The organism is Paenibacillus sp. GYB006 (assembly GCF_036577645.1).
In the GTDB taxonomy this organism is placed as follows: domain Bacteria; phylum Bacillota; class Bacilli; order Paenibacillales; family Paenibacillaceae; genus Paenibacillus.
Genome location: NZ_JARBDA010000010.1, coordinates 63,624 through 88,854, shown reverse-complemented (window position 1 = coordinate 88,854; position 25,231 = coordinate 63,624). Strand labels below are relative to the sequence as shown.

At 41.4% G+C, this 25,231-nt stretch carries 29 protein-coding genes; 14 read left to right on the top strand and 15 right to left on the bottom strand.

Translation table 11 applies throughout. The annotated features are described in order from the left end of the window. Nucleotides 1–9: 9 nt before the first annotated feature. Together copZ and PV403_RS18935 are read right to left on the bottom strand one after the other, a co-directional pair. Nucleotides 10–210 (bottom strand): copper chaperone CopZ, encoded by a 201-nt coding sequence (gene copZ, locus PV403_RS18940; protein WP_191799946.1) that lies wholly within the window; start codon nucleotides 208–210, stop codon nucleotides 10–12. A gap of 70 nt (nucleotides 211–280) precedes the next feature. After that, the gene (locus PV403_RS18935; protein ID WP_332085641.1) at nucleotides 281–691 is read right to left on the bottom strand and encodes a metal-sensitive transcriptional regulator; all 411 of its coding nucleotides are present in this window, start codon (nucleotides 689–691) and stop codon (nucleotides 281–283) included. Nucleotides 692–877: 186 nt separating this feature from the next. Between PV403_RS18935 and PV403_RS18930 the strand changes: the two genes are divergently transcribed. Continuing rightward, nucleotides 878–1,552 (top strand): metal-dependent hydrolase, encoded by a 675-nt coding sequence (locus PV403_RS18930; protein WP_332085640.1) that lies wholly within the window; start codon nucleotides 878–880, stop codon nucleotides 1,550–1,552. A 104-nt stretch (nucleotides 1,553–1,656) separates the two neighbouring features. Here the strand turns inward: PV403_RS18930 and PV403_RS18925 are convergent, their stop codons facing one another. The 6 genes from PV403_RS18925 to PV403_RS18900 form a co-directional block, all read right to left on the bottom strand. After that, nucleotides 1,657–2,397, bottom strand: coding sequence for a nucleoside phosphorylase (locus tag PV403_RS18925; protein WP_332085639.1), 741 nt, complete (start codon nucleotides 2,395–2,397; stop codon nucleotides 1,657–1,659). Between the two features lies 1 nt (nucleotide 2,398). Continuing rightward, on the bottom strand, nucleotides 2,399–3,070 hold the full coding sequence (locus tag PV403_RS18920; RefSeq protein ID WP_332085638.1) for a sulfite oxidase-like oxidoreductase: 672 nt from the start codon (nucleotides 3,068–3,070) through the stop codon (nucleotides 2,399–2,401). Between the two features lie 33 nt (nucleotides 3,071–3,103). Then, nucleotides 3,104–4,027 carry an ABC transporter permease gene (locus PV403_RS18915; protein WP_332085637.1) on the bottom strand — a complete coding sequence of 308 codons (924 nt, stop codon included), beginning with the start codon at nucleotides 4,025–4,027 and terminating at the stop codon, nucleotides 3,104–3,106. After that, entirely contained in the window at nucleotides 4,011–5,078 is a 1,068-nt protein-coding gene (locus PV403_RS18910; RefSeq protein ID WP_213533093.1) for an ABC transporter permease, read from the bottom strand. The genes PV403_RS18915 and PV403_RS18910 overlap by 17 nt, the downstream gene beginning before the upstream one ends. Further along, a complete protein-coding gene (locus tag PV403_RS18905; protein ID WP_332085636.1) occupies nucleotides 5,075–6,577 on the bottom strand; it encodes an ABC transporter ATP-binding protein in 1,503 nt (500 codons plus the stop codon). Before PV403_RS18905 ends, PV403_RS18910 begins: the two co-directional genes overlap by 4 nt. A gap of 153 nt (nucleotides 6,578–6,730) precedes the next feature. Beyond that, complete coding sequence (locus PV403_RS18900) at nucleotides 6,731–7,768, bottom strand: BMP family lipoprotein (RefSeq protein WP_332085635.1); 1,038 nt, start codon at nucleotides 7,766–7,768, stop codon at nucleotides 6,731–6,733. A 264-nt stretch (nucleotides 7,769–8,032) separates the two neighbouring features. On the opposite strand from PV403_RS18900, the gene PV403_RS18895 reads away from it, so the two are divergent. From PV403_RS18895 to PV403_RS18885, 3 genes are all read left to right on the top strand, one after another. Continuing rightward, nucleotides 8,033–9,409, top strand: coding sequence for a hypothetical protein (locus PV403_RS18895; protein WP_332085634.1), 1,377 nt, complete (start codon nucleotides 8,033–8,035; stop codon nucleotides 9,407–9,409). A 158-nt stretch (nucleotides 9,410–9,567) separates the two neighbouring features. Beyond that, nucleotides 9,568–10,167, top strand: a complete 600-nt coding sequence (locus PV403_RS18890; protein ID WP_332085633.1) for a DUF5317 domain-containing protein — start codon at nucleotides 9,568–9,570, stop codon at nucleotides 10,165–10,167. Nucleotides 10,168–10,404: 237 nt separating this feature from the next. Then, the gene (locus PV403_RS18885) at nucleotides 10,405–12,267 is read left to right on the top strand and encodes a diguanylate cyclase (protein ID WP_332085632.1); all 1,863 of its coding nucleotides are present in this window, start codon (nucleotides 10,405–10,407) and stop codon (nucleotides 12,265–12,267) included. An 80-nt stretch (nucleotides 12,268–12,347) separates the two neighbouring features. On the opposite strand, the gene PV403_RS18880 is transcribed toward PV403_RS18885, so the two are convergent. Then, a complete protein-coding gene (locus PV403_RS18880; RefSeq protein WP_191799918.1) occupies nucleotides 12,348–12,518 on the bottom strand; it encodes a hypothetical protein in 171 nt (56 codons plus the stop codon). A 372-nt stretch (nucleotides 12,519–12,890) separates the two neighbouring features. Here PV403_RS18880 and PV403_RS18875 point away from each other — a divergent pair, with 372 nt between their 5' ends. Together PV403_RS18875 and PV403_RS18870 are read left to right on the top strand one after the other, a co-directional pair. Continuing rightward, nucleotides 12,891–13,733 carry a sensor histidine kinase gene (locus tag PV403_RS18875; RefSeq protein ID WP_332085631.1) on the top strand — a complete coding sequence of 281 codons (843 nt, stop codon included), beginning with the start codon at nucleotides 12,891–12,893 and terminating at the stop codon, nucleotides 13,731–13,733. Then, complete coding sequence (locus PV403_RS18870; protein WP_285745658.1) at nucleotides 13,730–14,386, top strand: response regulator; 657 nt, start codon at nucleotides 13,730–13,732, stop codon at nucleotides 14,384–14,386. The genes PV403_RS18875 and PV403_RS18870 overlap by 4 nt, the downstream gene beginning before the upstream one ends. 196 nt (nucleotides 14,387–14,582) lie before the next feature. On the opposite strand, the gene PV403_RS18865 is transcribed toward PV403_RS18870, so the two are convergent. Continuing rightward, complete coding sequence (locus PV403_RS18865) at nucleotides 14,583–15,452, bottom strand: SDR family oxidoreductase (RefSeq protein ID WP_332085630.1); 870 nt, start codon at nucleotides 15,450–15,452, stop codon at nucleotides 14,583–14,585. A gap of 138 nt (nucleotides 15,453–15,590) precedes the next feature. On the opposite strand from PV403_RS18865, the gene PV403_RS18860 reads away from it, so the two are divergent. Next, entirely contained in the window at nucleotides 15,591–15,950 is a 360-nt protein-coding gene (locus tag PV403_RS18860; protein ID WP_332085629.1) for a winged helix-turn-helix transcriptional regulator, read from the top strand. A 181-nt stretch (nucleotides 15,951–16,131) separates the two neighbouring features. Here the strand turns inward: PV403_RS18860 and PV403_RS18855 are convergent, their stop codons facing one another. Both PV403_RS18855 and PV403_RS18850 read right to left on the bottom strand, forming a co-directional pair. Further along, nucleotides 16,132–16,500 (bottom strand): TIGR02328 family protein, encoded by a 369-nt coding sequence (locus PV403_RS18855; RefSeq protein WP_332085628.1) that lies wholly within the window; start codon nucleotides 16,498–16,500, stop codon nucleotides 16,132–16,134. A gap of 16 nt (nucleotides 16,501–16,516) precedes the next feature. After that, on the bottom strand, nucleotides 16,517–17,767 hold the full coding sequence (locus PV403_RS18850; protein ID WP_332085627.1) for a DUF445 domain-containing protein: 1,251 nt from the start codon (nucleotides 17,765–17,767) through the stop codon (nucleotides 16,517–16,519). Nucleotides 17,768–18,303: 536 nt separating this feature from the next. Between PV403_RS18850 and PV403_RS18845 the strand changes: the two genes are divergently transcribed. Further along, a complete protein-coding gene (locus PV403_RS18845) occupies nucleotides 18,304–18,765 on the top strand; it encodes a hypothetical protein (RefSeq protein ID WP_332085626.1) in 462 nt (153 codons plus the stop codon). Between the two features lie 65 nt (nucleotides 18,766–18,830). On the opposite strand, the gene PV403_RS18840 is transcribed toward PV403_RS18845, so the two are convergent. Together PV403_RS18840 and gpmA are read right to left on the bottom strand one after the other, a co-directional pair. Further along, entirely contained in the window at nucleotides 18,831–19,046 is a 216-nt protein-coding gene (locus tag PV403_RS18840; protein ID WP_160035944.1) for a hypothetical protein, read from the bottom strand. Between the two features lie 116 nt (nucleotides 19,047–19,162). Then, the gene (gene gpmA, locus PV403_RS18835) at nucleotides 19,163–19,927 is read right to left on the bottom strand and encodes a 2,3-diphosphoglycerate-dependent phosphoglycerate mutase (protein WP_332085624.1); all 765 of its coding nucleotides are present in this window, start codon (nucleotides 19,925–19,927) and stop codon (nucleotides 19,163–19,165) included. A gap of 304 nt (nucleotides 19,928–20,231) precedes the next feature. Between gpmA and PV403_RS18830 the strand changes: the two genes are divergently transcribed. The 3 genes from PV403_RS18830 (at nucleotide 20,232) to PV403_RS18820 (ending at nucleotide 21,705) form a co-directional block, all read left to right on the top strand. Continuing rightward, complete coding sequence (locus PV403_RS18830) at nucleotides 20,232–21,047, top strand: transporter substrate-binding domain-containing protein (protein ID WP_332085650.1); 816 nt, start codon at nucleotides 20,232–20,234, stop codon at nucleotides 21,045–21,047. A 74-nt stretch (nucleotides 21,048–21,121) separates the two neighbouring features. Next, on the top strand, nucleotides 21,122–21,430 hold the full coding sequence (locus tag PV403_RS18825; protein ID WP_332085623.1) for a hypothetical protein: 309 nt from the start codon (nucleotides 21,122–21,124) through the stop codon (nucleotides 21,428–21,430). 119 nt (nucleotides 21,431–21,549) lie between these two features. Then, nucleotides 21,550–21,705 (top strand): hypothetical protein, encoded by a 156-nt coding sequence (locus tag PV403_RS18820; protein WP_332085622.1) that lies wholly within the window; start codon nucleotides 21,550–21,552, stop codon nucleotides 21,703–21,705. A 100-nt stretch (nucleotides 21,706–21,805) separates the two neighbouring features. On the opposite strand, the gene PV403_RS18815 is transcribed toward PV403_RS18820, so the two are convergent. Further along, nucleotides 21,806–22,555, bottom strand: coding sequence for a Crp/Fnr family transcriptional regulator (locus PV403_RS18815; RefSeq protein ID WP_332085621.1), 750 nt, complete (start codon nucleotides 22,553–22,555; stop codon nucleotides 21,806–21,808). Between the two features lie 198 nt (nucleotides 22,556–22,753). Here PV403_RS18815 and PV403_RS18810 point away from each other — a divergent pair, with 198 nt between their 5' ends. The 3 genes from PV403_RS18810 to PV403_RS18800 all read left to right on the top strand — a co-directional run bounded on the left by PV403_RS18810 (nucleotide 22,754) and on the right by PV403_RS18800 (nucleotide 25,103). Beyond that, nucleotides 22,754–23,206, top strand: coding sequence for a GAF domain-containing protein (locus PV403_RS18810; RefSeq protein ID WP_332085620.1), 453 nt, complete (start codon nucleotides 22,754–22,756; stop codon nucleotides 23,204–23,206). Nucleotides 23,207–23,341: 135 nt separating this feature from the next. Further along, nucleotides 23,342–23,995: a response regulator transcription factor gene (locus PV403_RS18805; RefSeq protein ID WP_332085619.1), complete on the top strand. Its 654-nt coding sequence runs from the start codon at nucleotides 23,342–23,344 to the stop codon at nucleotides 23,993–23,995. Beyond that, nucleotides 23,988–25,103 carry a PAS domain-containing sensor histidine kinase gene (locus tag PV403_RS18800; RefSeq protein WP_332085617.1) on the top strand — a complete coding sequence of 372 codons (1,116 nt, stop codon included), beginning with the start codon at nucleotides 23,988–23,990 and terminating at the stop codon, nucleotides 25,101–25,103. The genes PV403_RS18805 and PV403_RS18800 overlap by 8 nt, the downstream gene beginning before the upstream one ends. Nucleotides 25,104–25,231: the final 128 nt, after the last annotated feature.

Below are 25,231 nucleotides of genomic sequence, written 5' to 3'. Positions count from 1 at the left end.
GGAAGTCAATTAAACTACGTCATACCCTTGATCTTCAATCGCTTGTTTCATTTGATCTACTGTCACTTTTTGCTCGTCGTATTCGATACTTACCTTACCTGCATCAAGATCCACATTCCCTTTCGCGCCAACACTTTCAAGAGCACCTTCTACTGCTTTTACACAGTGACCACAAGACATTCCTTTTACATTCAATGTTACGTTACTCATTATGTTTTCCTCCTTAAGGTTGGTGTAGAGCTCTACATTAGACTAAAAACAGATTATAAATCGCAATACATTACTTCATTAACTTCTTAACCGTAACCAGCAGTTCATCAATCACTTCGGAGTCTCCAGCCTGGATGCGTTCGATAACGCAGCTCTTCATATGACCTTCGAGTAAAAGCTTTCCAACGCCATTCAGCGCAGATTGTACCGCTGCAATCTGCGTAAGTACATCGTCACAATACGTATCGCGTTCGATCATACCCTTAATTCCTCGAACCTGTCCTTCAATTCGGTTGAGGCGTGAAGTGAGAATGTTCTTCATCTCATCCGAGTGATGACTATGTCTTGGTCCGTCGTTGCCTTGAGGCGAATGAGCATCATGACATGCGCTGACTGCAAGAGCTCCTTGTGGCGAACAACAATCCACCGTTTTATTCGTTAGTTCCTCACTGGGAGTATGGTCTACCTTGGACTCTTCCATTCCCATGACCTCCTTCGTCTCTCTGAACACAGTATAATATACCCCTATGGGGTATGTCAATGGCGAATCGGATTATATGAAGATCTATCTATCTATTTACATATAATAGAAATTATTCTATATTTATAAAAATTACGAGTTTCACACGCTGCTTATCTATATAAAAATCTAATGTGAGGTACTTATATGATCATTCATACTTTCATGCATATCATTATAGGGGCTTATCTCTATACCCTCTTTTTTAAACCTACGAATAACAGAGAAAAAGTAATTATTATCCTGTCGGGAGGCATCATTGGAATCACCCCTGATGTAACCAAATTCTTTGGCGATCTATGGCTACACAGCATCATCTTGATACCTTTGATAGGATTACTATTTGCTTTGCTCTTATACTCTTTGTTAAGAATTAACCTGCTAAAAGGGTTATGGATCAGTATGTTAACGGTTTTTCTAAGTCACCATCTTATTGATTATTTAGGAAACGGAATTAACATATTATATCCGATTACTAGCGATGAAATGGAGCTAGATGTGATTCCTGAAAGTATGGAAGCTATTATAATATTCGTATTATTACTTGGCTTCATTCTTTATTTATCGAAATTATCATTTACATATTATATAATGCCTCTCATTGTCATCATCATGTTGCTGACCATTCAAATCACTTCATCGTTAACGATTCAGCACAAATTAGATACGAAATTACATCCAGCTACGATGACCATGACACCGGAAAATCAACTTTTACATTGGGAGTTTGACGTTCGCTTGGCAGATACAACGATAATAAAAGGTTCAGGTGCTTATCTAGATTACAAAGTAGATCATACAACTCCTCCTCCTAAAGAGTAGCTTCTTTAGGAATGAGACAATTTCCAAACAAATTGACAAGGATCATATGCCGTTACAACAAAAAATGGGCGCCGATCCAATATCGACACCCATTTTTTTATCAGCTACAATGCTTCCGTATCTTTCTGTGCAAGACTTACCATCGCTTTCAGCGCGGCTTCCATCTCACGCTCTACTGCATCACTCACCACATTCGTATGCGGATCATACTCTGCTGCAAGGTCCTGATCGGCAAAGCCGTCAATCGCTACAATCGCTCCCGCTCGCGCACCCCGAAGAGAACTGATAACAAACAGGGCGGCTATTTCCATCTCTGCACCAAGCGCACCTGCCTGTTTAAATTTCTTATGCTGAATTTCCTCAACTCCGTTAAAGAAAGCATCCACGGTTACAGTCATCCCTTTTCGAACCACACCTTGCATAGCAGTAGCAGCGCTATACAAAGCATGTGTCACTTCATGATCTGCCACCGCAGGGAATCCATCCGGTACGAGCTGTCTTGTAAGACCATCCGTACGAATCGCCGCTGTACTTACCACAAGGCTGCCTGCAGGTACATCTGCAGTATAAGAACCCGCCGTTCCTACTCGAATCAGGGTTGTCACTCCGGCGCGGATCAGTTCTTCAAAACAAACCGCTGCACCTGGGCAGCCCACTCCATGACTTACCACAGCGATAGGAACGCCTTCATACTCCCCCACAAATGTACGGTATTCCCGGCTGAATGCAAGTTCTCTTGCTCCCGTCAGCTTACCCGCAATTTTCTCTGCACGGAATGGATCTCCACATACGACCGCATAAGGCGGCATATCTTCCGAATGAATCTGTAAAATGGGCAGTAACATATTAATCAAACTCCTTCTTCATCCACTCATCTTCTGGAATCGGCAGTTCCTCATCTGAGAAACGCTGTTCCTGAAATGGATCAGCTGTATTATGAAATCCGTTCCGTTCCCAGAATCCATGACGATCTTCTGTCATAAACTCAAAGCCGCGAATCCACTTGGCACTTTTCCAAAAGTAAAACTCAGGAACCACCAGGCGCAGCGGCCAGCCATGCTTGGGCGTTAAATCTTTGCCATCATATTTAAAAGCGAGCAGCACATCATCCCGCAGCAGTGCTTCAATCGGCAGATTCGTCTCGTAATCTTGATCTGCGTGAATCATAACGTATTTTGCTTCCGGTTTAATCTTGAAATGCTTCATAAAGTCAGTAAACCGAATACCCTCCCAGGCCGTATCAAATTTAGACCAGCGAGTAACACAGTGTATATCACTCACCGTATTTGTCATTGGAAACTGTAGAAGATCTTCGTAGGAAAAGGTTACTTCTTCCTCTACTTCTCCATAGACGCGCAGATCCCACGTGCTCATATCATACTCCGGGACTTCACCTTCATGCAGTATGGGGAATTTCTCAGTCAACACCTGTCCTGGCGGCAGACGATGTGCTAAAGATTCATCAATATTTATCTTTGGTGACTTTGTTCCTTTTAGTCGCTCTGCTTTACTTTTCATATAGTACAGCCCCTTCCTGTGCGCCTGTATTTGTTACCTTGAGCTTCCGCCCGCTTTCTGTGCATCCTGTGCATATGTCTTATCCTTGAAGAAGAACATCGCGGCAAGTGTAATAATATAAGGAAGCATATTGGTGAAATGGGATGGAAGTGAGAAACCTTGCAGACGAATCCCCAGTGCCTCCATAAAACCAAACAATATACTCGATGCCATTACAAGAATTGGACTGGACTGACCGAGCATTGTAGCAACAAGTGCGATGAATCCGCGTCCTGCTGTCATTCCTTCTGTAAACATCGTCACTTGTCCAAGCGACAACTGTGCACCGGCAAGCGCACAGAGTATGCCGCACATCAGTACAGCAAGGTATTGCGTACGGCGAACGGGAATACCAAGACTTTGTGCAGCTACTGGATTCTCCCCAACAGAACGGAGCCGAAAACCAGATACTGTTTTAAATAGATAGAAATGAAGCACGAATACGAGAATATATGCCAGATAGACAAGCGGTGAATGACCAGAGATCACATCCCCGATCCATGGAATATCTTGAATGAATGGGATATCCCATTTCGGTAATCCGATCATATCCTTATCGTAATAAGCACCCTTCACATCAAAAATAGCACGTAACGAGAATGTCGTAAGTCCCGCTGCCAGAAAGTTAATGGATAAACCGACCACAATTTCATTAGCCTTTAGATTAATACTGACAAAAGCAAAAACAAGCGAGAAGAACGAGACAATGAGAATTGCAAAAATAATGGCAATCACCACGTTATGAAATAAATAGTTACCTACAATAGAAGAAAAGGCTCCAATAAGGACTAATCCTTCCAGACCTACATTAAATAAACCAACACGGGAACATAATGCCCCTCCGAGCGCAGCAAGCAAAATGGGTGTAATCATACGAAGAGTCGCATTAAATAAGGCTGCATCAAGAAGCTGTTCCATTTGTTTTGTTCCCCTTTCTTCGTTTTAGGAAGCGATAGCCGATTTTTGCGGATACGAAAAGAGTCAGCACAGCTTGAATTACACTACCTACTTCCAGTGGCACCTCGGTATTGCGTTCCACACCCATAGACCCGGTCTGAAGAGCAGACAGCAGAAAAGCTGAGAAAGCCGTACCAAGCGGATGCGATCCAGCGAGCAGGGTAGCCATAATTCCGCTCCATGCATAATTCGCACTGCTCAGTGAACCATCAATATACCGGTACTGGGTACCCAGCACTTCTCCTGCTCCTGCAATTCCAGCCAGCGCTCCGCTGACAATCATCGAAAGCATCATCATTCGCACTCTTTTCACTCCGCCAAAAGCAGCAAAGGAAGGATTGCTTCCGAGCATTCGAATCTCGTATCCTGGTACTGTTTTTTGCATAAAAAAGTAAATGACTACGGCAGCAATGATTGCGATAATAAATCCGGCATGAAGACCCATGCCTTGGAACAGTTTAGGCAGCCATACACTTGGATCAACCATCGGTGTCTGTGCCATTGCCGCCGATCCCGTTGTATCCTTAAGCGGATACGCAACCATATATCCCGCAAATAAAGCAGCTATGTAATTGAGCAACAGCGTAGTAATCAATAAATTCATACCAAATTTGGCATCCAGCCAGCCGGCAAAAAGAGACCAGATACCGCCGACAATCGCACCGGCAAGAATGGAGACAATCGTGACAAACCAGCCGGGTCCTGGCAGGTAGAGCGCAGTAATTGCGGAAGCTAAAGCCCCTAGCAGCATTTGCCCTTCAGCCCCCATGTTAAAAAATCCGGCTTTAAAAGCAAGAGCAACCCCAAGCCCGATCAGAATAATTGGCGTGGCTCGTGACAGTGTATTAGTGAAGAAGTAGAAACTGCCAAAGGCGCCCTTCCACATCTCCCCGTATGTCTCAAATACATTGCCGCCGACAACCAAGATCGCTATCGCTCCTGCAAGCAGGCCGATCACTACAGCAAGCAGCGGCTGGATTAAACTTTTCAAATGATTCTTCAACATGCTCATGCCTGTTGTTTCCCCCCTGCCATCAGTAAACTGATGCTCTCTTCGGTCGCATTCTCTGCCATAAGTTCTCCTGCGATTTCTCCTTCATACATGACAACAACCCGGTCCGAGAGTTGCAATATCTCTGACAATTCAGAAGATACAAGTAAGATCGCGGCACCTTGATCTCGCTGATGGAGCAGTTCTTTATGAATCGTCTCCATTGCCCCAATATCAACGCCGCGCGTCGGTTCAGCAGCAATGAGAAAAGGAGCTTCATGAGCAAACTCGCGGGCAGCAATCAACTTTTGCAGGTTTCCGCCGGAGAGATACTGTGCTTTTGTCTCGACAGAACCTGTCTTTACTCCAAAGCGCTGAATCCATTCCTCTACTTTCTTGCGTACCTTACGAGAGGAGATAACCCCTTTGTTCTGCAGAGTATGATGGTGACCCATCATTCCATTCTCAAGAACGGTCGCATCTTTTGCAGCTCCCCACATATAGCGGTCTTCCGGTATATGGGCAAGACCTGTCTCCCTAATTTTGCGAACAGACAGCCCGGTAATATCCTGACCTGACAAGCGGATCGATCCTTCACTGACCGGTCTAAGCCCGGCAATGGCTTGAATCAATTCCGATTGTCCGTTCCCCGAAATCCCTGCAACTCCAATGACTTCGCCTGCGTGAACCGTGAGGTTAATATCTCGGAGCGATGTTTGCTCTTTGGATCCCTTCATCGATACTCCTTCGATTTCAAGCACAGCATCCCCAGGCTGAAAAGGCTTTTTCTCCATTCGCACCAGTTCTCTGCCTACCATAAGTCTTGATAGCTGCTCAACATCTGTGTTTTTTGCCTCAAGTGTTCCCGTCGCGACCCCATCTCGAAGTACCGTGATGCGATCAGACACTTCCATGACTTCCTGCAATTTATGCGTAATAAGGATAAAACTTTTGCCGAGCTTCGTTAGAGCACGAACGTTAATGAGAAGTTCTTTTACTTCGAGCGGAGTTAGTACGGCAGAAGGTTCATCCAGAATAATAATGTCTGCCCCTTGGTACAGTACCTTCAGAATTTCAACGCGCTGCTGCATACCAAGCGAACACTCACCTGTTTTTTTCCAGGGATCAACCGGCATTCCGTACTTTTCACCGAGTTCTATGACAATTTTGGCGGCCTCATTTCGATCAAAGACAACACCGCTTTTGGATGGTTCACGGCCAATCACTATGTTCTCAGCAATCGTAAAAGACGGAAACAACATGAAATGTTGATGGACCATGCCGATTCCATGAGCAATCGCGTGTGATGGCGTTGTAAAGCTCACTTCCTTGCCGTTTACCCGTATGCTGCCCGAGGTCGGTTCTTCCATCCCGTAGAGAATGCGCATCAGTGTCGTTTTCCCTGCACCATTCTCCCCTACAAGGGCATGAACCTCGCCTTCTTTTAAATCAAAGTTCACTTCTTTATTCGCCGTAAGTGTTCCATACTTTTTTGTAATCCCGCTCATTTCTAGCAGCACGCGTATCCTTCCCCCTTCTCCTCTTAATGAAGAAAAAACCGACTACCTGTGTTGGGCAGCCGGCCAAATCTTGAAGAACTAACAATCATTCCGAGCTCTAACATAGCTGTAGTAAATTCTTCTTCCATTTTGCTTTAAAAAGAAATGTATTACTTAGTTACTTTGAAGCGGATCCGTCACTACGATCTCACCAGATACAATCTGATCTCTGATTGCTTTCACTTTATCAACCACTTCTTGTCCAATGAATGGACTAAGCGGGGATTCACTATCTCTAGTTACAAAAGTAAGTCCCACGCCGTCTTCTTTCAGACCATAACTAACATAGCCGAACTCAAACGAACCATTTGCAAAAGCCTTCAACTCTTCATAAGCAATAGAGTCTGTCGATTTAAGCTGTGAAAGAACAATATGTTCTGGATCTTCTACCGTACGATCTGTATCTTGACCGGAAGTATAGAAACCTTTTTCTTTCGCTGCTTCAAATACACCAAGATCACCTACTGCAGAAGCCCCAGCAATAAAGTCAGCTCCTTGATCAGCTTGAACGATCGCCAGTTCTTTTGCTTTGGCAACATCATCAAATCCACCTGCATAGTTAATCAGGAATTTGGCATCCGGGTTAACGGAAGCAAGTCCTTCTCTAAATCCTTCGGTGTACTTCTTAATCAAAGGAATATCTTGAGCGGCAATCATGCCGACAATATCTGTTTTGGTTGCGAGGCCCGCTGCTGCCCCAAGTAGGTAGGCACCTTCATATTCTTTAAATCCAACACTTCGAACATTAGGCAGATCAATAACCGTATCTACGATAGCAAAAGACTTGCCTGGATTTTCAGTGGCCACTTTAGTAAGAGCATCCTCCGCTTGGAAGGTAGCCGTCATGATTAGATCATAATTCTCTGCTACAGCTGCACGAAGATTCTGTTCAAATGCTGCCGGGTCTGTCGATTCGATCGTCTTTACTTCAATTCCGAACTCTTCCCCTGCTTTTTTGAACCCTTCATCCATCTGCACGAAGAAAGGATTGACACCAATTTTCTCAGGAAGTACAAGAACTGCTTTTTTAGACTCTTGCTTGGAAGCGGATGCGCCTTCAGACCCATCTTTTCCACTGCTATCACTGCCGCAGGCAGCTAATAAAATGGAAAGCATTGAAATAATCAACACAAACGAAAGAGCTCTTTTCATAGTGACCTAATCCCCTTTTCCTATTTTCATAGTTCAATAATACGAACATTGTCGATGTGTGTCAATTAATCTTTCGGATTTTGCTATATGTAAAGGTAAAATGTATGGTTTGTCGCTAATTGTAATCAATATAATGCGAATGTTTGATTGACACTCTTTTAAGCCTAATGGTAAGATGATCCCTAAATTTAGAACATTAAACATACATAAATGGTAGGTTTAGTAGGATTATAACGTATTCAAATGATCTTGAGGAGTGGTCTTATGAAAAAAGTTTTATTAAAAACAGTCGTTGCAGCAAGTGTAGCTCTATCTGTTCTTCCTTCCACCTCGTTTTTTGCTTCCCATCCAGTCACCGAAGCAGCATCTATGTCTACGGTAAGTCAGTACGCTGGAGCGGACACGATCGAAGGATACGTGCAATTTCTCAGTAACAAGTACGGGATTGTGTTTGAAGCGAAGCCAACAAAAGGTGACTTTATCGAAGCGGTCGCAAAAGTTCTTCCTATCCATGTAGAGAGTGACGATCCTGTTTTTACAGATATAGATTCCTCTGATCCACTCTATCCGTCAGCCGCCAAACTCTACAAGGCAGGCATCATCACAACAAACACAGTTCATGGGGATGCAAAACTCACTCCACTCGCAGCACTGTACATTGCAGTGAAAGCAGCTGAAATCCAGGAACTCAGCTATACTTATCCATCAGCTAAAGTAGAAGCATCTCTTAAGAAACTAGGTTTTTCACCTTCTCGTATTCAGGGCAAAGCCGGTTCCGAGATTGCTGCTGCGGTGGATACAGGTCTTCTCCCCTCTTCCTTATATAAGGAAACCGTAACTGCCAAACAAGTCTCAAGCGAATATGCAGCCGCTTTACTCGGACAAGTGCTGGAGCTAAACGGTAATTATAAACATAGTATTGGTAAAACCAGCGATGCAGACATCTATTCCAAGCTTAGTGATGCTTATAACACTTCTGATTTGATTGCAGCCCCCGATCTTCGTGCAATCGTAAATGAAGCACTGGAGAACAATGAAATTACCGGATACAACCTGAAAGATACTAGATATAACTCTAATTTTATAGATTCATTAAAACTTACGTATGGTCATGATGACGTTAAACATGCGAAGCAGTTAATCGGACTATTACGGAGTGAAGGAATTCAGACCGACATCCAGCTTGAGCCGAAAACATCGGCATTCATCTATTTAAAAGAGTGGGGCGAGCCGAAGGAGACTGACAATTATAAAGTAGAGCAAATAGCAAATGGGAATTACATTGCTTATGCGAAAGAATACGATCTTGTACTAGAATTTAACAATATAGATGATAAAAACCGATTTAATAATATAGTACTTGCTTATGCTAAGAAAAATAGCGATGAACAGAAAGATCATTTATATGGTTCTTGGTGGCAGCCGCTGTACTACTCACCAACAGCCCTTTCGAACTATGAAGTCATCGTAAATAACAAAATAGCAAAAGGAAATTACTATGCTCAATCGTTTACTTTAGAAGAAAATGCAAAAAAAGTATCCGATGCACTAAAAAAACGCGCACCTGATGCCGATATATCTAGTTATAAACTGTGGGTCGATGTACCTTTTTATAACTATTTACAAGGCGGATATGAATAATTCTTTATTATTCTTAATTAGTTCCTTAACACGCAAACTAAACTTTTTGTATCAGACAAATTAACTAAAAAATATTTTGAAAAAAAGAAGGAATTTGTATATACTAGTCGAATATAACTATTTGACTGGAAAAAAATACGATATACGGAGATTAATACATGGTATATGATGGTATAATTCTTGGGCTTATCGTCGGATTGTTCAGAGGCGGTCTCAAGAATGGTCTCATGCAGTTTGGTCAAATTAAGTTAAAGGGCGGACTTATCTTTCCGATCCTTCTACTCATTCAGTTCCTTATTTTTCGCTTTCAAGGAGATGCCTCCTGGTTAGCACCTGCTTCAGGGTATTTCTTTATGTCCATCTACGTTATTGGTATGGTGTTTCTGTGGATGAATCGACAGAATAAAGGCTTTACAATCATTCTTGTCGGTGTTCTTTTTAATTTTCTTGTGATGGCTGTGAATGGTGGCCGGATGCCTGTATCACTCGATGCAGCTCAAGTATTGGGGCCATATTATACAGAACTCCTAACTAGCGGCGATGCAGTGTACAAGCATTATATGCTGGATGCCTCTACAAGATTGTCGTTTCTTGGGGATATAATTCCTCTCTCTAATCCTTATCCACGAACTCAGGTCATTAGTGTCGGAGATGTCGTTATGAACCTTGGCATTTTCTTGTACATCCAGAGTATTATGGTTCCCAAAAAGGATACTGAAGATCAAGATCTCGCACCTAGTTTACATACATCTAACTAACTTTTAAGGAGGATACATACTATGAAAAAAACAAACATTGCTCGCATCATCATGAATGCGGTTATCGTAGCTTCCGTTGTTGTTGCACTTACTTCTGGTTTTGCATTCGGCTAAGACCTCATATCATTTTTTTAAAAACAGGCTTTCACAGCCTGTTTTTTTCTTTTTATATCAAATATTGACAATGTCATGATAAAATAAGAATAGATGACGGATTTAATAGGAGATTATAGATTCATGACGAAAATTTTCAGGAAAATAAAAGAGCTAGATATTAGCGAGTGGTATATCGTTTTTCTTTGTCTAATGGGGATGTTAACCTTTACATGGACTAACGGATTTTCTTTTATTAATTATAGTAGTGAAGAATGGGTAAATCTTTATGTAATGTTAGGAGCTACGCTAATTCTTAATAGTCTCAAATTTCGACTTCCTCCTGAAGGAAATGTAATGTCCTTTGATTCTTCCGTCTATCTTGCTTGTATATTTATTTATGGAAGTCAATTCACGCTTGCCGTTTTATTATTATTCTGCATAGCTTACATTATCTACAACCGCACCATCGTCTGGTGGAAACAACTGACCAACTTTGCCCTATACTCTATAATGATCGCTATTTCATATCAAGTCTTTCTCGCACTTGATGGTACACTAGGTCCCGTCGACGAAATGAATTTAGTTTCTTACGCCATATCTCTTGCTGTTTACTTCTCAATAAATACAATGGGTATGTTTATTTATTACTATTTGCTATATCGCAAAGATCTTTATAGCACTCTTAAAGGATTCGTAAAAGAAACCATGCTCGTTTATCTTTGCATGCTTATTCTTTCTCTCGTACTATCTGTTCTTATTGTTTACAACGGAATTCTTGGCATTATTCTTTTTCTTGGTTTGGCCATTTTATTATCTCATGCATTCAGACAGATGTTCTTCTTATACCATCAAATACTGGATCGCTCCAATTTAGATCAAAGGACCGGTCTATACAATCATAGCTATTTTGAGAGTTCTTTAGAGAATCATATTAAAGAAGCAAAGAAAAATGACTCTTCTCTTACACTAGCCATGATCGATATTGATGATTTTAAAAAATACAATGACAGCTTCGGCCATTTAAAAGGTGACCTGCTCATTAGTTTTCTCGGTTCTATGTTGAAAGAAGAAACAAAAGACACCTCTATTGTGGCTTCCCGTTATGGCGGTGAAGAGTTCACTCTTCTTATGCCGGGATATGACTACGAAAAGGCTCGACATTTTGTTGATAAGTTGAGAAAAAAACTAAACGATACTCCTTTCGATGGTGTAGAAGTTTTTCCACATAAATGCTTATCTTTTTCAGCTGGGATCGCTCAGTACAGTATAGATCTATATGATAAATCGCAGCTTGTGGACCATGCCGATAAAGCGCTTTACTATGCTAAGAAACAAGGAAAAAACACCGTACATACTTATGGCTGTGACTTAATAATGGAAGACGAACTAGATTTGTCTCATGAAGTAAATTACATCGAGCAACAACTCAACTTATTTATGTACAAAGATATAGATACATTCAAGCACTCAAAAAGAGTGTACAAATATGCATTAGATATGAGCAATATTCTATCATTAGACAAAGAAGAAAAAAGAGAGTTTGTCCTTGGTGCGCTGATTCATGACATCGGGAAACTTGAAATTCCGTGGGGCGTCTTGAATAAAGAAGGAAAACTTACTCCTGAAGAGTGGGAGACCATTAAACAACATGTTACATGGGGAAAGAAAATCGCGCTTACCGATCCACGTTTTAGAGATTTAATTCCTTATATAGAGCTTCATCATGAACGATTTGATGGTAAAGGATATCCTCATGGACTAAAAGGGAAAGAAATCCCTAAACTATGCCGGATGCTCACTGTTCTTGATTCTTTTGATGCCATGACTACAGAACGGCCTTACCAGAAAACAAAGACACTGCAAGAAGGGATTATTGAGCTTCGCGCTTGTGCCGGAACTCAGTTTGATCCAGAGCTAGTCGAGATCTTTATTGCCTATATCCTTGCCCGGTCACCAAAAAACGAACTGACCTTGCAGGAAGAGACTGCTCCTTACATGGTATAAAAAGAATAGAACCCGGATCCATCAGCTTCTGCAATCGCCAGAAGCTGATGGATCCGGGTTCTTTTTGTATTAATCATTATTTAGCGTCTTTCCGTGTTCAACTCATGTGAAGTTTGATAGAGTTCTTTAATCATTTGTTGTAAAAACATGCTTTGCTGTCTTGTAATGCCCTTTTGATTTTCCCGAATTAGCAATTGTTCAATATTTTTCTTCAGTAGTTCACTGCGACGTTCCAACACTGCTAGACTCATGTTTCTACATACACTCCTCTTAATTACTCTAATTTAGTAACGCTCCTAGCTGCTAAGATGAGAAGAACTTTTGTTTAAAAGAACTTCGTTATTAGCAACATCGATATTACCATAAGTATACAGAAGGACGGGGTACAAAGGAAAATTGCATTCTGCGTAAGAATACAGCATAACAGGAAGTGAGCAAGGTTGACTCTCTCCTATCGCCTTTTTCCATACACATCCTCCCATATCCTTAAAATCACGCACCATGTTTCTATTTCCCCCTTCTTCAATGGGCTGAAACTAATCCCTTTCTTTCAATTAGAAGGTATAATAAAAATAGTTAGTGTTTTTATATGATTTCCCCTGTGATAAGGAGTGCTGCTGCACATGAGCTATAAACATATAAAGTGGATGATTCTTATCATCCCGACGATTACGGTCGGTCTGTGGGAATACATTAGACACCAGTTTCTTATGCCCTATCTCTCAATGGAGGCCGGCAATTGGCTGACACCTGTCATTATTTATCTTGTCAGTGTAACCCTGTTAAATAAATTATTTCAGGTCATGGAACGTGCTCAGGCTGAATTAGAGAAAGAAAAAGCAGCAAAGTCTGCTCTTGAGGCTAGAGAACAATTAGCAAGGGAATTGCATGATGGGATTGCTCAATCTTTATTTTTATTATCGGTACAAATGGATAAAGCGGACCGCAATTTGTCTGGTTCTGCTCATCAAGGTGAACTGCGAGATGCAAGAAAAACAGTACATGAGATTCATCATTATGTGAGACAAGCGATTGCTCAGCTCAAGATTCCAGAAAGTGCCAGTGATCTTCCTGCACACCCGCAGCAGATGCTTAGACAAATTGAGGATTTGATATACACCAGTCGTCTGGAATCGAAAATCAGCTGGAATATACCAGATGAGGACCTAACCACGAAAGAACAAATTGAACTGATCGCTTGTATTAGAGAAGCTGTTCTCAATGTCCGAAAACATGCCAACGCTGGTTTTATTCAAATAACGGGTCAAGGAAATAAGACATCGTGGACCGTATCCATTATGGATGACGGATTAGGGTATAAAGGTGACCCTTGGGATCGACCGGACCGATATGGTCTCCGGATTACGAAAGATCGGGCCGCTGAAATGGGCTGGGATTTTGCTTTTTATAACCAAGAACATGGCGGGACGTGTATGACCATAATGAAAGGAGGACCTGATTCATGAACAATACACGAGTACTCATCGTAGATGACTCTGCTCATGCGCGGGCAGCGATCGAGGCTATTTTATCTGAGGATCCCTCATTTGAAATTGTAGGGAAGGCGACCAGCGGTGAGGAAGCACTCCAGCTTACTGAGGAATGGATGCCTGACCTCATTCTGATGGATATCAGAATGCCCGGTATGGATGGGCTGGAGGCAACGAGGCTGATCAAGCAGCGCTATCCCTATGTCATCATCGTGATGGTAACCGTCTCGGATGATGTGACCCATCTGTTCGAAGCACTTAAACAAGGCGCTCAAGGCTACCTATTTAAGAATCTCTCTTCCTCAACCTGGTTGGAATACCTGAGAGCCACTGTATGCGATGAAGCCCCTTTCAGTCAGGAGCTTGCGTATCAGATTCTGCAGGAGTTCCCCAAAACGATGAAAACGGACGATAACCGTCCTCCCTTAACAAATAGAGAAAGAGAAATATTGAACTGGGTAGCTTCTGGAAAAACGAATCGAGAAATAGCCGATGCGCTTGGGATATCCGATCAAACCGTTAAAAATCATTTGAAAAACATTTTACAAAAACTACAGCTAGAGAATCGGGTCCAGCTTACTCGTTATGCCATTGAACAAGGACTGGTGGAACGAGATTTCCCCCGCTAGGACAATATCGCTTATTAAATGTATATTAAAGTCTATTTCTTAAACTACTAAGTAAATAAAAAGATATAAGATCTATTTTTAGATATTATATGTATATCGAGTTAATCAAAAAAACAGGGAAGTTCAGTTTTACGCTGTAACAACTCTGTTTTTTTGGAATTTGTTTTATTTGATTCTACTGAGCAATTTGCTCTATCTATTTTGTATTTAATAATAAATGTGTCAGTGCCTGTTTTACTGAAGTAGCCTGACGATCTAATAAGAAATCTAAATCGGTATGTGTGGCTTCTAATCCTCCTTCACGAATACCTTTTTGAGTCATTATTAACATTGGAAGGTAGGCTTCCGGTACTCCAGCACCTTTTATCATTTCTTCATATGAAGCATCGTCTACTGCTAATAAAGGAACTTCTTTGCCTAATACTTCATTTAAAGTATTAACAAATTGCTGTTGTGTTAAATTTTTTCCAGAAAGTTCATAAATATTATTATCGTGACCATCAGCTACCAAAACATTCGCTGCTGCCTCAGCTAAATCTGGGCGATATACCCAACCAATTTTTCCTTCTCCAGCAGAAGTTACCCAAGGGGCACCTGCCATACATCCTTGAATTGTGCCAAGTTCATTTTCTACATACCAGTTGTTTCGTAGAATCACATAAGGAATACCTGATTCAATAATTGCTACTTCACGTGCTCTATGCAAACCTGCTAGGAAGAAGTCATTTCCTTCTGCCCTCGTAACACTTGGATAAATAATTTGTTTTACATCTGTTGCTTTAGCAGCTTCTACTGCATTTATATGCTGACGTATGACTGTTTTATAGTCACCAAATGTTGACATAATGAATAAACGATCTACACCTTTGAATGCTGTAAGTAATGCTTCTGGATTTTCATAATCTGTTACACGAACCTGTAGGCCGAGGTCCTTATAGCTAAGCGCTTTTTCAGACTTATCGTCACGTACACCAACAATTATTTCTTCAACTGATAATTTAGTAAGTAAATATTCAACAATTTTAGAACCTAAATTTCCAGTTGCACCTGTTATTAAAACTTTCATAAAAACTCCTCCACTACAGTGATATTTTTGATTTTTATTCCTAATGCATATACTATTACCAATGAGAGATTTACGTAAGTAGGCACAATTTTATAACATAGTCATAAAAATAGTACCTAAAGAAAAGGAGGTCTTATTTTGGCACGTTTTAGTTATCAAGATGAAACGGTCTCTGAGGAAACGCTGCAAGAAATTTGTCCATTAACAGTTGCCCAAAATGCAATTGCAGGCAGATGGAAAATCGTGATTTTATGGCATTTAAGTCAAAATAAAATGATTAGGTTTAATGAATTATTGAGACTACTACCTGGTATCTCGAAAGGAATTTTAACTAGACAATTAAGAGAGCTTGAAGAGGATAGTCTAGTACACAGAGAAGTATATAAAGTGATTCCACCAAAAGTAGAATATTCATTGACAGAGCAGGGGCAGAAGTTTATACCTGTATTAAAAGCAATCCAAATTTGGGGTAAAGATTTACTAAATGAAAAAATGTAGATGTATGAAAAACTTTTGTTTTCGTTTTCTGAAATATACTGTTCAGCAAGAATAAGTCTAATAAGTCTTGGGGCAAGTTCTTGTTTTGCCGATAAACAAAAAAGTACACCACTATATGTAAGTGATGTACTAATTTTTTTAATATAATGTGTGACATTAAAGAAAAGTCTGGTCCCTATTGCTATATAATATGAACTCCTTTTGAAGCGAGGTTCTGCGCACATTCTTCCATATAGGCATCATCATGCTCGTCGTAACGGCCATACTCATCAAGTGAAGCAATATATTCTTCTTCCCATCGCTCGCTCTGCTTTCCACGATACAGCGGGTCTTCCCATAGAATATCGACGTTGTACCCTCGGTTTTTCATTTCTTCAATGATAAGCAGATGGTATCTAACTAATTTCATGGGGTGATATTCAAATACATAATTTACGGTAGCATGCTTCTTTCCCCATCCCTTGCCGCGGAGTGCACAGCACTCACGGTGCTGACCGAGCAGCTGAGCTCTAGGAAGTTTTCCAATTAAATCTTCATGCCATAGGCGCATAATATGAGCCCCTTCCTCATACAAGAAGGATTTGAATAACGGTGAGTACAATACCAATCAAGAATCCGGTAACTGCCCCGTTAATTCGTATCCACTGCAGATCCTGACCCACTTTATCTTCGATCATTTCGATCAACGTTTCATTATCCATTCGATCTACATTTTCTCTTACCAATGTTCCGATCTTGGAATGGTTGCGTTCTACAAGGTTTGTGACACTGTTTACGATTTTCTCATTAATACGCTGTATCAATTCATCATTCGCCTTCACTTCGGAGATAAGGGATTCAATGATAGGCAGAACGTGCTCTGATACATATTTCCCATCTTCCATATATGCAAGTGCCTGATCGCGCAGCTCCTGCATTTTATGTAACACGGTCATCTCCGCATCCCAATTCTCAAGAAGCGAGTCTTTCCATTCACTTAGTCCAGCGACCACTTTATCTGAATGAGCCAGTCTGACCAGCTGTCCCCGTATACCGGCTAATACCTGATGACGATTCGGGTGTCCCTCATATTTCAGATCCTGAACCTGTTCGTATAAGAAGCGCTGCAGAATTCCGCCAAGACGCTCTTCATTGAGATAACCCATAAGTGCATTCATGGCAAATTGCATAAGCCCGTTCACTTGCACAGAGTTCAGAGCCTTCATACCGACTTCACCAAGTGTATATAATGCTTCCGGTTTCATAAGCCATGCTTCAGCTTGGTCCAGCCCGTAATCAAGTGCGATTTTATCATAACCTTTGCTGGTAATCTGCTGTTCTGCTTTGGCTAGCAATGAAGATACGTCCACTTGTCCAATCTGACGCTTCATTTCGTTTGCCACGAGTGGCGCAATACGTTCAAGAGGCAGCGTAGCTACAATCCGTTTAGCGAGAATATCAATTGCATCCTTAGTTCCCTTTGAATGCAATTCTTTCTCTGCCATTTCAAGGATCATCTCACTGATCGGCATCCCTGATATTTTAGCAGAGATACTTTCCTTGTTCAGTAAGTTATTCTCCACAGCGGACACGAGGCCATCGGTCATCTTATCCCGGTTCTTGGGAAGCAGTGCAGTATGCGGGATCTTTAAACCGAGGGGATGGCGAAACAATGCAGTGACTGCAAACCAGTCTGCCAGTCCCCCCACGAGGCCCGCCTCAAACGCCCCAATAAGAATCTTCCCAGCTAAGCTTCCATGAAAAGGCAAGGAAGCAGCAAACCCAGCTCCCATGATAACTAAGGACCATGTCGCTGCTTTTTTTGTCTGTTTAACCATATTTCTAGACTCCTTTGTTATATATCTTAACTTTCATTTACTGACATTATTTACTCAAAATATTCCACGATATGCTAAGGTTAGTATTCATCTTATCACCACAATCGTTATATTCCAAACCTGCTATATTCAAGCTCACTAAAACGATGTTACTTTCAGCTCTATACGAAATTAATAATCCTACTTAAGCCCTCAGTCCCCATCTTCTTTTATGTATGTAAAGTACGATTTATTCAAGAAGACAGCGCTTTCACTGGACGTGTGAAGGGGGGGAACCCTATAATAAGCTCAAGAAAGAATTCTTAAGAGGACTTTCCTTCTTTTCTCATTAAATTCTAATGTTGCTCTTTCTTTATTCTCATTTAGCAAAGGTAATATGAATTTGTAAGCAAATGAGACATGAAGAAACAAACGTATTGGTGAACAGGATCTTTAGTTTTTAGTAAATTTCTAAATTATCTGATTCGCGGCGATTCGTTGATCAGCATTTGGTGTTATGTGATTACATGAATTTTCATTGAGAGGGGAATATTATTATGCCTGATAATAAAATTGAAGATTTTGAGGTAGAGAAAGTATTCGAAAACCGTTTGCATGAGCGTCTGGCATTCACTTTTAAGGTGAAAGAACAAGAATTCAAAGGACATTATCATAATGAAGAAATTCAGTGGCTTAACCCTAGCCCTATACAATTACTTGATGAAAGTACAGTAGAACGTATTGAAGCAACAGTACATTCCTTTATGCAGCATTATCTCGTTTTAAATGATATTCAGGATATGGAAATCACACCTGTATTTGAGGATACTCCGCATGAGCGTCATAAAATATGTATTCATGTACAAGGTGAGGATTACAAAGGTTTGGTACATAATGGAGAGATTCAGTGGTTTCATCCACAACCATTGCAGAACCTCGATAAAAACACAGTTCAGGCCTTAGAGTCTGAAATCCATGAAATAGTAGAACAACATGAACAAGAAAAGAATGACAAATAAATACGATAAACATCAAAAGAGGAGACCTCTCTAGAGAGTCCCCTCTTTAATCATGTTATAAATACTTAAGAAGCACAACTTTCACACTCTTCAATATGGCCTGATGCATCCATTATTTTCAGGAGATTACCTACAATTACATCTTCTATTTCTGTAAATTCGAGGTCAGCAATCCGATCACGAATCGCATCTCTTGCCTTCTCTTCTGATTCGGCAACCCAGCTGAATTCACTTATAAATCCAGTAGATATTAGTTCATACTCGAACAAATAACGGTTCATGTAAGTCCCTCCATTCTATATGATCTTACCCTGATTCACATCATGAATAAAAATAAGATAAGCTCCATTTTATATGGTCCGCTCTACCTTGTCCACTCTTAAAAAGAACCTCGTCATTATGCAGGAGGTCCTTTCGTTGTACTCTCTTTACTTATATGTTTTGGTATGGTTCCTGCTGGGAGAGGTCCTTCCATACCCAGATAGTAGTGGCGAATTGGCTTTAGCTCTTCATCCAGTTCATAAACCAGCGGTATTCCCGTTGGAATATTCAGATCGATAAGACTATCCCCTTCGAGGTGATCCAAATGCTGAATCAAAGAACGCAGTGTATTTCCATGAGCTGCAATAATAATATGCTTGCCGGAGCTTAGACCAGGTGCAATCCGTTCCTTCCAATAATCCATTACCCGCTCCTCGGTATCAAGCAAATTTTCGGTGCGCGGATATTCTCCTTCCTTCATCGCTCGGTACTGCGGAAGAGAAGCTTCATATCTAGGATCATCCAGGGAAAGCTCAGGAGGACGCACATCAATAGATCGACGCCAGGATAAGACCTGCTTCTCTCCATACTTCACGGCTGTTTCTGCTTTATTAAGTCCTTGTAAAGCTCCATAATGCCGTTCATTCAGTTTCCATGTCTTATAGACAGGAATCCACATCATATCCATTTCGTGAAGAATAATCCCTAATGTGCGAATCGCGCGCTTGAGATATGATGTATATGCTTCATCAAATACATACCCATTTTGCTTCAGAATGAGTCCTGCCTGCCTTGCCTCTTCAAGCCCAGCTTCAGACAAATCGACATCGGTCCAGCCTGTAAAGCGATTTTCCAAATTCCATTCACTTTGACCATGGCGGACCAGCACAATTTTAATCATTCGTTCCCCTTCTTTCTGGCTATACACTTATTCTCGTTACAAATTACCCTATTCGGATTCGTTCCTAACTCATCCCGGAATATTCACTCTTATAAATGAAAGTGAGCCTCCATCTATGTTTGATCTTACTTGACATAAACATTGCTCTGTTCCTAAAAGATATTGTATGATCTTAGTTGTATTTACTATATAATCCTTATTTGGATTCTGTGCCTTTTCAAACAGAAGAATGATTCCGCTGGTTCCTGAGCCGGCTTATTTTCGAATTGTCCAGCATAATCATAAGGAGCTGAATATCATGGTAATGAACAAAATAACAGCGCGAATGCTGTTCTTGTTCCTGCTTTCTTTTACCATACTTCTCTCAGGATGCAATAACTCGGATTTATCTGATGAGACCATTGATCCAGCAGAAGTATTTGACACCGTTGCCGTCATTCAAGAACGCGGAAAAGTAATTGCCGGGGTTCGATTCGATACACGACTATTCGGACTAAAAGATTCTAAATCAGGCAAGGTAGAAGGGCTCGATATCGACATGGCAAGAACTCTCGCTAAAAAAATTCTCGGGGATGAAACAAAAGTAGAATTAAAAGAGGTTACTTCCAGCACACAAATCCCCCTGTTAAAGGACGGACAAATTGACGTCATCATTGCGGCAATGTCGATTACGGAAGATCGTAAAAAGGAAGTCGATTTTAGTGATGTTTACTTCTATGCCGGTCAATCTCTCCTCGTACCGAAGGGCAGTCCGATTACGGGATTAGACTCTTTGTCCTCCGATACTACGGTGATCGCTGTTAAGGGCTCTACTTCCGTGAAAAGTATAAAAGATAAGGTGCCTGAAGCAAAAGTTGCCGAATATGACGACTATCAAGAAGCATTTACTGCTCTTCAGTCTGAACAAGGAGATGTGCTCACAGCAGATAATTCCATTCTGCTTGGAATGATGCGCGACGATGCTAATTTCGAAATGGTCGGCGGGCTTTTTACAAACGAGTCTTACAGCATAGCCATTCATAAAGGCGACCAAAAGATGGTGGATACCGTGAACGAAATGTTAAAGGAATTGAAAGAAAGTGGAGAGTATACGAAACTCTATGAGAAATGGATTGAATAGCCCCTAGTGAAGCCAATTAGTATGCGTCTCCATGAATCTGTCCATACTTCTAACAAAAAGGAGGACTTAGTCACGTGAACACATTTATAATTGCTGGATTTATTCTATTTCCCTTTGTACTGAGCGGACTTTCGTTACTATATAAACCTTTGCAGCGCCTGTTACATTTTATCGCGTTATTCTGCATTTATCTTGCGGGTATTTCACTTCTGCTTGCTGTTTATCATACCAATGCGAGCGGAACTACATTTACTACTCAGGTCCATCATATTTTGCTAGACCCGATGCTGCTTATTCCTGCTGCCTTTTTAGGGATCTACATCCCCTTTCTCATCATTACTTATTTACTTCTTCCTAAAAAAGTAAAGAAAAACAACGATTAATGTTTGCATTTCCAAGAGAAACCATGCATAATGAAATTATTGATAATGATTATCATTATTGCAAGTTATCTAACGTAGATAACCTGCACATTTTATTATAAAGGGGACTTAAGGACAGAATGAACATATCGGCAACCAAAACGAATTTGAAACTTGACGATTACTTGGACCTTCTCAATCTGGCAGTGTCCATTGGCGATGAAAAATGGCAAAAAGAAATTGTACGTAAGTTGTCCTATACTTATCCTTCCAGTAAGCTGGTCTCGAATAAATAATTCCATTCTATTGTAGAGGAGCTATATGCTCTTTCTAGAATAAAAACATAGAAAAAGACACCAGCTGGTGTCTTTTTTATTTGTGCTATGATTCGCTAAGTTACATCCGGCAAATTTTTGGCGAGCAAAGATTCCCTGCCTGGCAGCCGCAAATCTCATGCAGCTCACTTATTTCACGAACAAGAATCCGTCCCTGCGATACTTCTACGATCCCTTGCTCTTTCCAGCCGCTAAGTGTCTTCGTTACATTCTCTCTCGTTGCTCCAATAAGCTCAGCTATATCTGCATGATTTAATTTTTTAGTAATCAGAATTCCTTCGGGCGTCATTTTTCCATAACTATTACATGCTCTTACGAGTACCGAAGCGAGCGCGCCTGCTTTACCATTCATCAAAAGGTCGCGCAGTTTATACTGGAGTATACGCTGTGCAGTTCCCATCAAGCGGATAAATTCGAGGGCCATCTCTCCGTTTTGGCTGAGGTAGACCTCCAGATTCCGAACCATGATGACACCCACCATACCCGCTTCTACCACCTCTGCTTCAAATCCGTGAAATTCGCCTTCTACTCCTCCAAATTCACCTACCAGATCATCTGCCTGCATGAACGAAAGAATAATCTCTTTTCCGTCCTCATTCGTCTTTGTCAGCTTCACCCGGCCCGACTTCATGTAGTACAGCGCCTCTACCTCATCACCTTCATAAAACAGTCGGTCCCCGACGTTGATCGATTTAAGCTGCATCAAACCTTGGAGACCCTTTTTCAGTTCAGCTTCCCCTTGGCTAGTCTCATTCCCTCCGCACATGGTCACCTCTACCTCACGTCCTCTTCTGGCTAATACTAATGTCATCTTAAATCGCCCCTCGCTCTTCTAATATCTCTATTGTACTTAATCCCCCCATATTACGGATCAGGGAATCACCTGATAAAAGTGCTAAAATTCCCCTAACTTTCTAATTTAGCTACGATCTAGTGACATATTTCACAGCCTGTTTCTCGAAAACGAGTAATCTTAGTTTCATAAATCTAACCAAAGGATGTGATGATGATGCAACGCTTATCCCCTGCAGAAGAGTATATTGTAGAGCAGCTGCAGCATAGTCTACACGCAGACTTCACCGCCATCTTGCTCCTCTCCAAAACAGACGGAAAGCTGCATGTCATCTTTCAGATAGGAAGCCGCAGTAAGCGCACATCAAAACTAGCTTTTAAAACAAATGAAGGTATTGCAGCCCCTGTCTTTAAGTCAGGCCGCAGTTTTATCTCAAGTATGACTTCAGATCATGCTTCTCTGCTGTTTCATACCTGTCCCCTCTTACTAGCAGAGCGGCTTACCAGCATTATTTCCGTTCCACTCCTGCAGGATCAAAACCCTGTTGGAATTCTCATTACCGGCCTCAGAAATCATTCTCGCACCTTTCATCCGAGTGAGATCCAGGTGGTAGAGCGAGAAGCGGGCCGCCTCTCCTCTTCTATGACAAACATACTGACTGTGATCTGACATGGTGAACCATTTATGTAAAAAAACCAATGCTTAGCTCTCTTTTTTCTTAAAGATCGGGTGCAGCCCTATTCTAACTGTAGTAAAATGTTAACTACATCACACCGGACCTTGAAGGAAAGGGAGGAAAACCATTTGATTCGTATCGTAATTGCTGACGACCATATTGTAGTACGATCAGGACTATCTGCTTTGCTGCAAGGAAAGCATGAGATTGAAGTAATTGGAGATGCAGCAGACGGAGATGAAGCGATAGCCAAAGCGGAAGAGCTGAATCCCGATGTTGTACTCATGGATTTCAGTATGCCTCCTGGAAAGGATGGCCTTACCGCAACCGCTGAACTAAAACAAAAAATGCCTCATATCGGCGTATTGATTCTAACCATGCATGATGATGAGGAGTATTTATTCCGAGCCATTCACGCAGGTGCTTCCGGCTACATACTCAAAAGTGCTCCTCATGAGGAGCTCATTGCGGCGATTCGCTCTGTGGCTGATGGGACTGCCTATTTATATCCAAGTGCAACAAAGAAGCTAATGAAGGAATACTCTGATATGATTCGCCGGGGAGAATCAGATGGTCCTTTTGAAACTCTGTCTGATCGCGAAAAAGAAATTATGGCCTGGATCGCCAAAGGGTATTCCAATAAGGAAATTGCAGAGCAACTTATTATCAGCGTCAAGACGGTTGAATCCCATAAGAGTAATCTTATGGATAAACTTGGTCTAAAGAGCAGACCTGAGCTCGTCAAACTTGCAATGAAGAAGGGGCTCATGACTTATGACTGATACACAAAGCTTTACATCTCCTTTTCAGAACTATTCCATTGATAAACTTATAAATGAAGTAGAGCATCACATCGAGAACGATACGGTGAAGGATGAAGTGAAAAGTGCACTCCTGGAGTTGACCGATCTTAAGATTGCTCTAGATGAATCCTCGATTGTCGCTATGACAGATACAAAGGGTAAAATTCAGTATGTGAATGATAAATTTTGCGAAATATCCAAGTACTCAAGAGAAGAACTGCTCGGACAGGATCATCGTATTATCAATTCGGGATACCACGATGCTGCTTTTATGGAGGAGCTCTGGACGACCATCCGTGAAGGAAAGGTATGGCAAGGGGAAATTCGTAATACAACTAAGGACGGAAAATTCTACTGGGTAAATACCACGATCGTGCCGCTGATGGATGAACAAGGAAAACCTAAGAAGTATTTGGCGATTCGTAACGAAGTAACGAGACTGAAGCAGACAGAAGCCGAGCTGCAATCCATGATGACCAAGGTCATTCGGATTCAAGAAGAGGAGCGGAAACGGTTCTCTAGAGAGCTCCATGACGGGATTGGGCAAAGCCTCTACTCTCTCGTGATTCAGCTGGATCAACTCACTTCGAATGAATCGGTTGGTAAATCTGACTTACAACCTCTACGTGAACAGGTGACGACGATCATTGAGGAGGTAAGAGGTCTTGCCTGGCAGCTTCGTCCTTCTGTATTAGACGACCTTGGTATCGTTCCTGCGATTCGTACCTATATTGAGAAGTTCATAGGTTATTATGGCATCGATGTCTGCTTTGAGTGTCACTTACGTCGCAGACTGTCCCATAACCTGGAGCTGGCGATCTATCGAATCATTCAAGAAGCGCTGACCAACATCGCCAAACATGCCGATGCAGAAGAAGCGAAAGTCACGATTGATGATCGTGAAGCGAAGCTGCTCGTCACGATCAGTGATAATGGAGAAGGCTTTACCGTTGGAGCAGCCGGCAGTGAAGCTGGCGTCGGCCTTTTTAGTATGGAAGAAAGAGCAAGAAGTGTTGGCGGCACGCTGACCATCACATCTACTCCTGGAGAAGGAACAAGCATCACCATTATTTTTACTAAAGAGTAATATACATGCGATAAATTTAAGAACCAACGAGTCATCCGATTTTAGGTGACCCATTGGTTTTTTATTTTTTTACAATTCGTATTTGTATTAATCCGTTCTATGATTTGAATACTCTTATTGATCTGGCT

Bases quoted from the DNA above. Each gene is read 5' to 3' on its own strand.
- PV403_RS18855 (WP_332085628.1), bottom strand. From the start codon at position 16,500: ATGCGCCTATGGCATGAAGATTTAATTGGAAAACTTCCTAGAGCTCAG.
- PV403_RS18930 (WP_332085640.1), top strand. From the start codon at position 878: ATGATCATTCATACTTTCATGCATATCATTATAGGGGCTTATCTCTAT.
- PV403_RS18840 (WP_160035944.1), bottom strand. From the start codon at position 19,046: ATGAACCGTTATTTGTTCGAGTATGAACTAATATCTACTGGATTTATA.
- PV403_RS18895 (WP_332085634.1), top strand. From the start codon at position 8,033: ATGAAAAAAGTTTTATTAAAAACAGTCGTTGCAGCAAGTGTAGCTCTA.
- PV403_RS18915 (WP_332085637.1), bottom strand. From the start codon at position 4,027: ATGGAACAGCTTCTTGATGCAGCCTTATTTAATGCGACTCTTCGTATG.
- PV403_RS18815 (WP_332085621.1), bottom strand. From the start codon at position 22,555: ATGACATTAGTATTAGCCAGAAGAGGACGTGAGGTAGAGGTGACCATG.
- PV403_RS18885 (WP_332085632.1), top strand. From the start codon at position 10,405: ATGACGAAAATTTTCAGGAAAATAAAAGAGCTAGATATTAGCGAGTGG.
- gpmA (WP_332085624.1), bottom strand. From the start codon at position 19,927: ATGATTAAAATTGTGCTGGTCCGCCATGGTCAAAGTGAATGGAATTTG.
- PV403_RS18925 (WP_332085639.1), bottom strand. From the start codon at position 2,397: ATGTTACTGCCCATTTTACAGATTCATTCGGAAGATATGCCGCCTTAT.
- PV403_RS18890 (WP_332085633.1), top strand. From the start codon at position 9,568: ATGGTATATGATGGTATAATTCTTGGGCTTATCGTCGGATTGTTCAGA.
- PV403_RS18830 (WP_332085650.1), top strand. From the start codon at position 20,232: ATGAACAAAATAACAGCGCGAATGCTGTTCTTGTTCCTGCTTTCTTTT.
- PV403_RS18910 (WP_213533093.1), bottom strand. From the start codon at position 5,078: ATGAGCATGTTGAAGAATCATTTGAAAAGTTTAATCCAGCCGCTGCTT.
- PV403_RS18850 (WP_332085627.1), bottom strand. From the start codon at position 17,767: ATGGTTAAACAGACAAAAAAAGCAGCGACATGGTCCTTAGTTATCATG.
- PV403_RS18870 (WP_285745658.1), top strand. From the start codon at position 13,730: ATGAACAATACACGAGTACTCATCGTAGATGACTCTGCTCATGCGCGG.
- PV403_RS18920 (WP_332085638.1), bottom strand. From the start codon at position 3,070: ATGAAAAGTAAAGCAGAGCGACTAAAAGGAACAAAGTCACCAAAGATA.
- PV403_RS18935 (WP_332085641.1), bottom strand. From the start codon at position 691: ATGGAAGAGTCCAAGGTAGACCATACTCCCAGTGAGGAACTAACGAAT.
- PV403_RS18865 (WP_332085630.1), bottom strand. From the start codon at position 15,452: ATGAAAGTTTTAATAACAGGTGCAACTGGAAATTTAGGTTCTAAAATT.
- PV403_RS18800 (WP_332085617.1), top strand. From the start codon at position 23,988: ATGACTGATACACAAAGCTTTACATCTCCTTTTCAGAACTATTCCATT.
- PV403_RS18900 (WP_332085635.1), bottom strand. From the start codon at position 7,768: ATGAAAAGAGCTCTTTCGTTTGTGTTGATTATTTCAATGCTTTCCATT.
- PV403_RS18845 (WP_332085626.1), top strand. From the start codon at position 18,304: ATGCCTGATAATAAAATTGAAGATTTTGAGGTAGAGAAAGTATTCGAA.
- copZ (WP_191799946.1), bottom strand. From the start codon at position 210: ATGAGTAACGTAACATTGAATGTAAAAGGAATGTCTTGTGGTCACTGT.
- PV403_RS18810 (WP_332085620.1), top strand. From the start codon at position 22,754: ATGCAACGCTTATCCCCTGCAGAAGAGTATATTGTAGAGCAGCTGCAG.
- PV403_RS18820 (WP_332085622.1), top strand. From the start codon at position 21,550: ATGAACATATCGGCAACCAAAACGAATTTGAAACTTGACGATTACTTG.
- PV403_RS18875 (WP_332085631.1), top strand. From the start codon at position 12,891: ATGAGCTATAAACATATAAAGTGGATGATTCTTATCATCCCGACGATT.
- PV403_RS18880 (WP_191799918.1), bottom strand. From the start codon at position 12,518: ATGAGTCTAGCAGTGTTGGAACGTCGCAGTGAACTACTGAAGAAAAAT.